Origin of the sequence: Paenibacillus sp. UNC217MF, assembly GCF_000686865.1 — a bacterium.
GTDB classification, from domain to species: domain Bacteria; phylum Bacillota; class Bacilli; order Paenibacillales; family Paenibacillaceae; genus Paenibacillus_B; species Paenibacillus_B suaedae.
Genome location: NZ_KK366029.1, coordinates 430,222 through 441,471, shown reverse-complemented (window position 1 = coordinate 441,471; position 11,250 = coordinate 430,222). Strand labels below are relative to the sequence as shown.

Sequence of the window (11,250 nt, the reverse complement as noted above, 5' to 3'; positions counted from 1 at the left end):
TTACTATCTAACCAAGTTTTTTTCTGGAATAACATGGTTAGATAGTCGCGTTTTGAAAACTAGGACCCTCATTTTCTGCTGGTTATTGCAGCGCTGAAGCAAAGAAAAAGCCTGCTGCAAAGCGATTTGATCACTCCCTTTCGGATTACGCGAACGATTAGGTTGGAGAAATTGTAAATCGATATCATTTGTCATCATTTGACGCAAATACGTCGAAAAAGTTGCGTTTTTGTAACCATTTTACCAATAAAATGTATATTTATCGGACTATGGTCACCCCTCGTCTGAGCGTTTTGTACCATAGTTTTACAGAACATAAAAAAACAGGAGGATCCCCCTCCTGTTTGGTTATTCAGGTTTGTGACGGCTGTACCATTGCCATACATGTGCGACGTCGCGGTCGTCGAAACATGTCGCAGTATAGGAATGTCCGCTCATAATCGTAACATGTAGGGAGCGAATATTTCGCTGACGCTGAAAGTAACTGTCTTTCGTTGAAAGCGAGACAATATGCGGTCTCAACATATAGCAGGACTTTCTAGCGATCGCGCGGCTTCGTATCATTAGCTGCTTGTTCTGGATACCAATTCCCGCGTCCTTAAGTCGCAGTGTCCCCATCCCGAGCAATATCGGCATTAAGAGCCACAGCCAATGGGCCATATTCCCCTGCCACCAATAGAGCAGTCCGTAAGTGGTAAGGAAGAGCAGCAGTTCCATACGAACATAGTACCACCAGGCCCGACCAGGCGGACGATGCTGCACAGCATCGTCCGCCAATTCAACTTGCGGTACAAAATGGGCTAACAAATGCGGAAGATCCCGAACCCGAATAAGCGGATGCAGCAGCAAGGATTCTTTCTTATCTGCTGACAGCACTCCGACCTCCACCTGTGCGTACCCGAGCAGCTGACGAAGCATGCCCTCCTTCACAATGATTTCCTGCACTCGGCCTGGTTTGAAGGCGTTCACTTTCTTCTCGAATAGTCCGTAGGAAATGACAATCTCGTCCCCCTGCACCACCGCTGTAAATCGATAGTACTTCACGACGAACAACAGCGTTGAGATGAGCCATGCAAGTATAAGACCACCGACTCCGAGCACGACATAAGTCAGATGGCTTGGGATCGCGGACATCATCTGCTCCATTAGTCTTTGCATCAGCCCATCTGGCAGAATCAGCTTCAGCAGGTCATCTGCGAAGTTCGTAATCGCCAAATAGAAGGCAAGCAGCATGCCTAAATGGATCGTTGTCGCCGAGGATAGGAATAATGTTCCTACCTTCAGCCTTATGTCCCGTGCGGACAAGCCCGCCTCCTCTGACGGTTTGTCCTGATCCTTCTGATCCGCGCCTGCTGTCGCATGGACATTGTTACTAGGCAGCATATGATTAGCGCCTGCCGTCTTAGGTATATCGCCGCTCTCTAGGCCGATCTGCGGAGTACTCTGCTTGCGCTGCGTTAAAATAGTGCGCAATTCCTCCGCATGTGCAAGCGACAATGTAGGCAGCACGCCATCTCCATCCGCATCTCCACCAGGCGTCTCAATCTTCAACTGAGCTGTCCGGCTTACACGCTGCAGGAAGGACTGCTCCAAGCGTACCGAGTGAATGCGCCGATAGAAGATTGTTTTTTCTTCCCGAATCCAAATCCCTTTATTGATGACGAGCTTGTCTTCCTCGAAGCGGAAGGTGAACCTTCTCCAATCCAACACCGCATCTACGATTGCATAGACAACAATGGCGGCAAAAAGAATCTGCATCCACGAGTGATCCTTAGCCTTCCATGCGTAGAGAATGAGGAAAGGCCATATGGCCTTGGCTACCTGTAGAATCGAAAATCCCATGTGCAGTGGATGAAGGCGCATCTCCTTATTCTTCATGGTCATCCACCTTCGCCAGCTCTGCAATTTTGGCCTTTAGCCGCTCCGCTTCTTCCTCTTGGACTGCCAGAATCCGATGAGTCGTCGCCGCAGTTACGACTGACAATTGCGAGAGCCCATACTTGCGCAGCAGCGGCCCGCGTTCTGTCTCTACATGCTGTACGCGATTCATAGGCACAATCGTATGTTTCAAATAAATAACTCCTGATTGAATGTGCAGTTCTTCCTCAAATACTTCGAATGCAAAATAACGATAAGTCAGTACCGGTTCAATCCATACGAACCAAATGAAAGACAACGCCCATAATCCTGATGCAATCCAAGCGGGGTACTGTACCCAACCTTGTACAGAAGCGATAATAACATAGGCAATAATGACTGCGGCCATAATGCCATGTGCAATGACGCCTGCAATGCGAGATGCTTTCCTATAGTCAGGATGCAACTTTTGCCCCAGCTTACTCTCCATTCTACATCCCCCTCCCACCATCGGGACTTATTTACTCATGCCCTCTGCAATCTTGATTAGTTCTTCTTGCGTAACATCTGGGTTCGACGGAATCATCGTGTAACGGAATCCATCCTCGTCCCACGTAAGCGAGTGTATTTCGTCCCAATACCATCCTGATTTTCCTCGCACCGTTACTGCCGTGCCCAAATCTCTTTGTGCGTCAGCAGGGGTTCTGAACAGACTGACACTTACATAAGATATACCGTTTTTGTCATACTCCAAAGAGATTTCCGTACGCTTCATCTCTTCCTCTAACTGCGCCAGCTCTATCTTCTTCAACGAAAAATCCTTATCCGTTATTTGTAGAAATGGAGCTCCTGCCGCTTTCTTCGCTTCCTCCAGTGATACCTGCTTCGCCGGGTTCAGCTCATTGATGTCACGCACCGGAATATCTTTCGGTATGCTCAACTGGAACGTATCTGCCGTGAACTTCGGCGCCATATCCAGCTTCGTATATTCGAAAGTGGATTTGACCGCACCGCTATCGATTTTGCTCTTTATCACCATCCAAGTAGATTGATCGACCCATAACTCCATTTGCTTCAGCAGGGCATTCTTCTTTTTGGATGAAGCCTTAATATGAACCGTTTGATGTTCGCCGACTTTTTCGTCTCCCATCGATTCAATACGATACGATTTGTTCAAATGTTCCAGCATATTTTTCAACTGCTCCCGCTGCGTCATCGGCCGCATCCCGTCACCTACGTCCATTTTGAACGCTTGCCGATTATGCTCATCCCATACCGTAATCAGCTTGCCGTCACTCACAGATATGGCTCGCTCATTGTCCTTAATTACTTCTTCCCGCTTCTTCTTCGTCTCTGCATCCGACCATTCCTTCAGGATATAACGCTCAGTTTCTTTGCCGTTCTCATAAGAAACCGTAACACCTTCCGCGTAGTAGGAGACTTCCTTCTTACCCGCTTCCAGCGCTTGACTCACGAGTTGTTCCCCGCTCAATTTCACCGAACTGGTACAGCCTGTAAAGATCAAGCTGCTTGCTAGTAATAGACTGCCTGCAAATCGGAACATCATCTTCATTCATCCTCTCTGTCTGATCCTTGTTCGTAACTAAATCGACAGGCCAATAATGTGCCATGCGCCGCAGCCGACCATACGCCGATGCTCCCGCCATGCCGCTCCGCGATCATATTTGCGATACTAAGTCCTAGTCCTGATGCTCCGCCAGTACGAGACTTCGTCCTCGACTGGTCAGCCTGGTAAAAGGGTTGGAACAGCTTCTCGATATGCTGTGTCTCTATCTCTTCGCCTTCATTCTGAACGAGCAGCACTAGCGCATTCCCTCTCCAAACCTGAACACGGTCAACAAACGCCGGGAACAACCATTCCGGCAGCGGCTGATTCTCTGAAAAAGCCCCCAGCCAAATCGTTTTCCCATACGGCGTATACCGGATTGCATTCCCCATCAAATTATCCACGAGTCTCATCATCTGCTTCGCATGGAATGGATAGACGCCGGCCACCTCATTTCGAATGTCGAGATGAATGCCTCGCTGCGCACAAACCGCATCATATCCCGAGAACAGCATATCGAACAGTTCTTCCCCGTCCACGAGGACTTGCTCCTGCCCATCCCCGTTCTCCGTAGAACGAAGTGCTGTGTAGGTCGCCAGATCGTCCAGCATCTGCTGCATGTAGCCGATTTTATCAAGCATAATGCCGAAGTATTCCTTCTTCTCATCCGCTGTTACTTGCTTATCTTGCTGCAACGATTCCGCATATGCTCGAATGGAGGTAAGCGGCGTCTTCAGGTCATGGGACAACGATGCGACCATGTAATCCCGCTCCTGCTGCTCCGCAGCAATTTGCGCTCTGGCCTGCCCAACCTGCTCTCTCATGTCGTAAAAATGGGCAATCAGGGTTCCCATCTCGTCCTTGGAGCTGCGGCTAATATCAGGAACAAGCTCATTGCGTGCAAATGCAGTCATCTGCCGCATCAACTGCTTCATTGGAAGATTCAACTTCCGCTGAATAACAAAGAGCGCCGCGCCATATAGGGCAATAAAAAACAGCACGGCACAACCAATGACGATATACGTCCTATATTGGAAGGCGTTAAGCCATTTTTCGCGCACCATCGTGACTTCATAGAACCCAATAAGTGTTCCTTTCTCGAACACGGGCTTTTTCAACGTATACGTATCATGGCTTTGCTCCAGCTTGTACAGGTTCTCGTACAATTGCTCTGGATTGACACGATACATGGATGGAAGCAGCTTGTTCTCCATCGATGTAAATACTTGAACGCCATCTGCCCGATATAGCGTGATCTTGAGCGAGTGGTCAGCGACTCGACTGACCGCCTGGAACTTGTCCTGCGGCTGGATGCGATACAGCGAAGGCGCTGCTATAACCTGCTCCACTTCACTTAGGCGCTCCATCACATCCATATATTCGGCTAATCCTTCCCGTTCATCATAGGACTGCAGCAGCCCGAACAAAGCAGCGAATGCCACGAGCGGCAGGATCATAACGACAAGACAAGTGATCATCAGCCAATGTGTAATCTTCATCTGCGCTGCTCACCAATGAACCGATAGCCCGTTCCCCACACCGTCTGTATATAAGTGGGATTGCGTACGTCATCTCCAAGCTTCATGCGCAGACTCTTAATATGAACAGACACTGTGTTGTTGCCTTCCGCATCGGCCTGCTGCCATACATGCTCATATAGCTCCTTCTTCGTAAACGCACGCTGCGGGTGATGAGCAAGAAGTACGAGAAGTGCCCATTCCTTGGCTGTTAGGGTGATGGACTGATCTCCCATGCTTGCAAGTTGGTGCTTCTCATCAATAGCGAGCCCACCCTCGAAGGACAAGCTGTCCGTTGAGGCTTCTGCCCCATCCGTATAACGCTTGAATCTTCGCAGATGCGAATCGATTCTAGCCGTAAGCTCGGACAAGCTGAACGGCTTCGTCACGTAATCATCCGCCCCGAGCTTCAAGCCCTGTACCTTGACCTCATCCTCCAGCCGCGCACTTACTATCAGAAGCGGAACGTTGCTCGACAGCCGGATATTTTTACACAAGGTGAACCCATCCATCTCCGGCAGCATCAAGTCTACGATAACCATGTCATAGGTACCAATGCGGAAGTCCTCCCACCCCTCCAGTCCTGTGGAAGACCAGGTGACCTCGTATCCTTCCCGACGCAAATGATCTCTAACAATTCTCGCGATTTCTCTATCATCTTCGACAAGTAATATGTTCGCATTCATGTGTACCTCGCTCCTTGCCCACATTATAATTGTTCCTAAGCTGCATCCTTCGGATTTCATACTTTCTTTATAAAATCGACCGCAATTGGATAGACCATATGCATTCTCGTTATTACCATAAAAAATGGGCCTGCCCTGCAAGTAGTCGCTCTACTCACAAGACAGCCCATTCTATTTCTTCCTATTTAATTAGGTGAAACAAGTTCCGTATTCGTAACCTGTAATATCTCAAGCAGCACCTTCTGCTTATACATTTTCAAAATAAAGCTGCTGCTTCATTTTGTAGCGTTCCATCGCTAATTGAATCAAACGATCCAGCAGCGCTCCGTACGCAACCCCTGTTTCCTTCCACATGAGCGGATACATGCTAAAAGGCGTAAAGCCGGGCATCGTATTCACTTCATTGATGAATACCTGCATATCCGAACGCCGTACGAAGAAGTCGACGCGAGACAAGCCTGAGCCGTCAATCGCTCGGAATGCAAGTACCGCCATCTCTCGCAGGCGATCCAGAAGCTCCTCGTCCAGCGGAGCAGGAATAACGATTTGCGATTTGCCATCGATATATTTTGCTTTGTAATCATAGAACTCACCGGAAGACACAATTTCGCCTGGCACGGATGCTTCTGCTTCGTCATTGCCAAGCACGCTGACTTCTACTTCGCGAGCGTCTACGAACTCTTCTACAATTACCTTGCGGTCATAGCGAAGCGCAACCTCGATTGCCTGCTTCAACTCGGCATCATTGCGCGCCTTCGAAATGCCTACCGACGAACCCAAGTTAGCTGGCTTAATGAAGCATGGGTAGCCAAGTTCTGATTCAATATTGGCCATCACATCGGCTTGATGATGCTCCCATTCGCTGCGAATGAAGTGAACATATTTGCATTGCGGCAAGCCGGCATGCGCAAATACCTGCTTCATGACAGCCTTATCCATACCTACGGATGATGCCAATACACCTGCGCCGACATAAGGCACATTCGCCATTTCGAACAAGCCTTGGATCGTTCCGTCTTCCCCGTTCGTTCCATGAATAAGCGGGAACATAACATCGATGCCGTTCCCCGCATTTCCGGTGCTGTCGACCCGAGCGAACAGCATTTCCATTGCGTCCTTCGTGTAACCGGCAGCGCCTTCTAATGTCAGCTCTGATTTATCGCTAAATGGTTGATGACGCAATTCTCCTACGCGCCATTCCCCTGTCTTTGTAATATAGAATGGAATAATATCATACTTCTCGTAATCCATTGCTCCCATCACGGCAAATGCCGTCGATAATGATACTTCGTGTTCTCCTGATTTGCCGCCGTACACCAAGCCGACGCGCATCTTCTCCTGTTGTCCCATAATTCCCTCCGTCAGCGCATCAAGCGCCTGTTGTCCCTCCTACGCTGTCCATGCTGCTCCTCTACAGAGCATCAATAATATGGAAGAAGCGATATTGCGTAGCCTCAGTCCACGCGTAGGAATCCTGATAGTCCCAATAACGGTGACGGCTGTTCGTCGTATGCGCATTAATGAGCGGCATGCCGTTTGCATCAAATGCAGTTACGATCGTCGTGTGTTGGAAATGGCCATCTCCATCCCAATCATAGGCGATGACGTCGCCAAGCTGCAGATCAGTTGGCTGTGCAACCAGCACTGCTCGCAAGCTAGATGCGCTATTAGCAAGCAAGCGCTCTAGACTGTTCGCGACCGCCCAGCTGTAGCTCCAGTTCTCCTGACCGTTGACCATTCCTTTATACCACCAGCCCGTTTCTCTTCTACCAGTATAGTTCATAGGCACCCCCCCTGCAAAGAGACATTGGGAGACATAATTGGTGCAATCGACCTCAAACGACAGAAAACGGGGATTAGGCTCGTTCCACCATTGTTCTGCATATTGTACCGCTCTCTCCCGCCGATAGGGGGAAGACTTCTGCGGCCGCATATTCATGCCTAGCACATCATAATTCAATAGGGGCATCGAGCGGTTCTGCCTCTCAGCATAATGCTGCGCCTCATGATTCTCGTCATCCAGCTTGCTGCCATGACGCTCATGGGCCGGTGTTTCTACTCGTGTAATAATCCAGCTGTCACCGTCTCGGTTCAGTGTCAATCGCTCGATGTCAATTCGCTCATCGAACAAGGACACACCCTGCTGGTCATACTCGCGCTGGACGTGGAACTCTACGTCGACAGCCACTTCTCCATCGCCTTCATGCTTGCGTACGATTTTAGCCTTTGTCTCGCTCTTAAGCGGTGTTGTTCCGCGTTCGCGATACCACAATTTCAATCTTCTGGCCCGCTCGCTGGCCTTCATAACATACTCCATATCCTCGATAGGTGCCTGAACCGCATAATTCCGATCATCCACTTCTGAGCGATTGTGCTGATCTACATAGAGATACAGCGTATTTTTCCAATCTTGCCGCATGCTACTGCCTCCTTGTACGGGCGCGCCTCCGGCGGACAACCGTCCTTGAAAGCCGCGGAATATTGCTACCATATATATGCGTCATCCACATCGCTCATGTCCTGTGGAATGGCCTTGGGAAGCACGGTTATCAATTGTGTGCTTAGGGCTACGAATCTGCTCTTTATCGAACAAACGACCAGACATCACAAATATGTGCGAAAAGCACGTACATTTAGGCATTTTTATGCAGAAAAACCTCTTTACGCTCATACGGGAACACGCTATACTGGAGATGTGAAGCAATTATGAAATAACGTTTCATCTAGTGGAACTAATAGAAAAAAACTAACTACCTGCATACCTGCCAGCACACGTGAATCAGATGCATCACCAAGCAAGAGATGAACACAGAACCAAGAAGGAGGTTTCTCTATGGCAAGAACAGATGCTTTTTCTACAGCACGCGAGTTAACCGTCGGCAATCATTCCTATCGCTACTACAGCTTGGAAGCGTTCGAGGCGCAAGGCAACGATATTTCCCGCCTTCCATTTTCGATCAAGGTGCTGCTTGAAGCAGCCCTGCGCCAATTCGACGGCCGCGCCATTACGAAGGATCACGTAAACCAGATCGCCAATTGGGCGAATGGCCGTGATGAGAATAAAGAGATTCCATTCATTCCAGCACGTATCGTGCTTCAGGACTTCACAGGCGTACCCGTTGTTGTCGATCTGGCAGCGATGCGGGATACGGTGAAAAAAGCCGGTGGAGATCCGAAGCAAATTAATCCGCTTGTTCCGGTCGATCTCGTTATTGACCACTCTGTCATGGTTGATGCATTCGGCACTAAGGATGCACTCGAATATAACATGAACGTGGAATTTGAGCGCAACGAAGAGCGCTACCGCTTCCTTCGCTGGGCGCAAACGGCGTTCGACAACTTCCGTGCGGTACCACCTGCAACAGGTATCGTTCACCAAGTGAACTTGGAATACCTCGCTTCCGTAGCGGCTACGAAGCAGGTTGACGGCGTTACTGAAGTATATCCTGACTCGCTCGTTGGTACAGACTCGCATACGACGATGATCAATGGTCTTGGCGTTGTAGGCTGGGGCGTTGGCGGTATTGAAGCAGAAGCAGGCATGCTCGGACAGCCGCTCTACTTCGTTACACCAGAGGTTATCGGCTTCAAGCTGACAGGCAGCTTGGCGGAAGGCGCTACGGCGACTGACCTTGCACTGACAGTTACCCAAATGCTGCGCAAGAAGGGCGTAGTCGGCAAGTTCGTTGAATTCTTCGGTCCAGGCCTTGGGAACATCAGCTTGGCTGACCGTGCAACTGTAGCGAACATGGCTCCAGAATACGGAGCAACGATCGGCTTCTTCCCTGTTGATCAAGAGGCATTGAACTACATGAGTTTGACTGGCCGCTCCGAAGAGCAAATCGAGCTCGTGAAGGCTTATTATACAGCCCAAGGCTTATTCCGCACGGAGGCTACCGAAGATCCGGCATTCACAGATGTCATTGAATTGGATCTCGGCTCGATCGTACCAAGCTTGGCTGGTCCGAAGCGTCCGCAAGACCGTGTAGAGCTGACGAACATGAAGCAATCCTTCCTTGATATCGTGCGCACGCCGATCGATAAGGGTGGATATGGTCTGAGCGACGAGAAGATCGAACAGCAAGTTGCGGTTACTCATCCGAACGGTGAGACAACACAGCTGAAGACAGGTGCTGTCGTAATCGCGGCTATCACTAGCTGTACGAATACGTCCAATCCTAGCGTAATGATCGGTGCAGGTCTAGTTGCAAAGAAAGCGGTAGAGCGCGGCTTGAAGAAGCCTGCTTACGTGAAGAGCAGCTTGACGCCTGGTTCCCTTGTCGTTACCGAATATTTGAACAAATCCGGCTTGATCGAGCCGCTGGAAGCGCTCGGCTTCCATGTTGCCGGCTACGGCTGCGCAACATGTATCGGCAACTCCGGTCCGCTTCCTGACGAAGTAAGCAAGGCAATCGCAGATGAGGATATGACCGTTGCCGCTGTCTTGTCCGGTAACCGCAACTTCGAAGGCCGTGTCCATGCTCAGGTGAAGGCGAACTATCTTGCTTCTCCTCCACTGGTTGTGGCATATGCACTTGCGGGTACAGTCAACATTGACCTTGCGAACGAGCCGCTTGGCTACGACAGCAACAATGAACCTGTATTCTTGAAGGACATCTGGCCAACATCCGAAGAAATCAAGGAAGCTGTTGCTCAAGCGATTACACCGGATATGTTCCGTGATAAATACGAGAATGTATTTACTCAAAACGAGCGCTGGAACTCCATTCCGGTTCCAGAAGGCGAGTTGTACGAGTGGGATGAGAAGTCCACGTACATTCAGAATCCTCCGTTCTTCTCGAACCTTGGCTCTGATTTGAACGATATTGCAGATATCCGCGACGCGAAGGTATTAGCGCTGCTCGGCGATTCCGTAACGACTGACCATATCTCGCCAGCCGGCAATATTAAGGTCGACAGCCCTGCTGGACAATACTTGATCGATAATGGCGTAACTCGTCAGGACTTCAACTCCTACGGTTCCCGCCGGGGCAACCATGAGGTCATGATGCGCGGTACATTCGCAAACATCCGTATCCGCAATCAAATCGCGCCAGGCACAGAAGGCGGCGTAACGAAGTACATGCCTACGGATGAAGTGATGTCCATCTATGATGCTTCCATGAAGTATCAAGCAGACGGTACGAACCTGATCGTAATCGCTGGTAAAGAATACGGTACAGGCAGCTCCCGCGACTGGGCTGCGAAGGGCACTTACCTGCTCGGCGCAAAGGCTGTTATCGCCGAAAGCTTCGAACGTATCCACCGTTCCAACCTGGTCGGCATGGGCGTTCTGCCGCTTCAATTCCAAGACGGCAACAGCTGGCAGACTCTCGCCTTGACTGGAACGGAAACATTCAGCATCGTAGGCTTGTCCAACAACGTGGAGCCAGGTCAATCTCTGCAAGTTGTGGCAACTCGCGAAGACGGTACGCAATTCGAATTCCCGGTAACAGTTCGTCTCGACAGCATGGTCGATGTCGACTACTACCATAACGGCGGCATCCTGCAAACGGTTCTTCGCCAAATGATCGCGCAAGAGCGCTCGCACGCGTAACTATAATTAATCTCGGACCAACATGGTCAACATGAAGAGCCCCCTTATCGACGATATTGGCTGGAC

The 11,250-nt window shown here is 50.0% G+C and carries 8 protein-coding genes; 1 reads left to right on the top strand and 7 read right to left on the bottom strand.

All coding sequences use genetic code 11. The features are described from left to right. Positions 1 to 348 precede the first annotated feature (348 nt). The 7 genes from BP95_RS0126300 to BP95_RS0126270 all read right to left on the bottom strand — a co-directional run bounded on the left by BP95_RS0126300 (position 349) and on the right by BP95_RS0126270 (position 8,046). Positions 349 to 1,878: a PH domain-containing protein gene (locus BP95_RS0126300; RefSeq protein WP_021256101.1), complete on the bottom strand. Its 1,530-nt coding sequence runs from the start codon at positions 1,876 to 1,878 to the stop codon at positions 349 to 351. Next, positions 1,868 to 2,347: a PH domain-containing protein gene (locus BP95_RS0126295; RefSeq protein WP_021256102.1), complete on the bottom strand. Its 480-nt coding sequence runs from the start codon at positions 2,345 to 2,347 to the stop codon at positions 1,868 to 1,870. The genes BP95_RS0126300 and BP95_RS0126295 overlap by 11 nt, the downstream gene beginning before the upstream one ends. A gap of 27 nt (positions 2,348 to 2,374) precedes the next feature. Then, the gene (locus BP95_RS0126290; protein ID WP_028533626.1) at positions 2,375 to 3,424 is read right to left on the bottom strand and encodes a LolA family protein; all 1,050 of its coding nucleotides are present in this window, start codon (positions 3,422 to 3,424) and stop codon (positions 2,375 to 2,377) included. A 2-nt stretch (positions 3,425 to 3,426) separates the two neighbouring features. Further along, on the bottom strand, positions 3,427 to 4,923 hold the full coding sequence (locus tag BP95_RS0126285; RefSeq protein WP_021256104.1) for a sensor histidine kinase: 1,497 nt from the start codon (positions 4,921 to 4,923) through the stop codon (positions 3,427 to 3,429). Continuing rightward, positions 4,920 to 5,627, bottom strand: a complete 708-nt coding sequence (locus tag BP95_RS0126280; RefSeq protein WP_021256105.1) for a response regulator transcription factor — start codon at positions 5,625 to 5,627, stop codon at positions 4,920 to 4,922. Before BP95_RS0126280 ends, BP95_RS0126285 begins: the two co-directional genes overlap by 4 nt. Positions 5,628 to 5,873: 246 nt before the next feature. After that, a complete protein-coding gene (locus tag BP95_RS0126275; RefSeq protein ID WP_021256106.1) occupies positions 5,874 to 6,977 on the bottom strand; it encodes a D-alanine--D-alanine ligase in 1,104 nt (367 codons plus the stop codon). A 61-nt stretch (positions 6,978 to 7,038) separates the two neighbouring features. Beyond that, the gene (locus tag BP95_RS0126270; protein ID WP_021256107.1) at positions 7,039 to 8,046 is read right to left on the bottom strand and encodes an amidase domain-containing protein; all 1,008 of its coding nucleotides are present in this window, start codon (positions 8,044 to 8,046) and stop codon (positions 7,039 to 7,041) included. Between the two features lie 414 nt (positions 8,047 to 8,460). Here BP95_RS0126270 and acnA point away from each other — a divergent pair, with 414 nt between their 5' ends. Next, positions 8,461 to 11,184 carry an aconitate hydratase AcnA gene (gene acnA / locus BP95_RS0126265; RefSeq protein ID WP_028533625.1) on the top strand — a complete coding sequence of 908 codons (2,724 nt, stop codon included), beginning with the start codon at positions 8,461 to 8,463 and terminating at the stop codon, positions 11,182 to 11,184. Positions 11,185 to 11,250 lie beyond the last annotated feature (66 nt).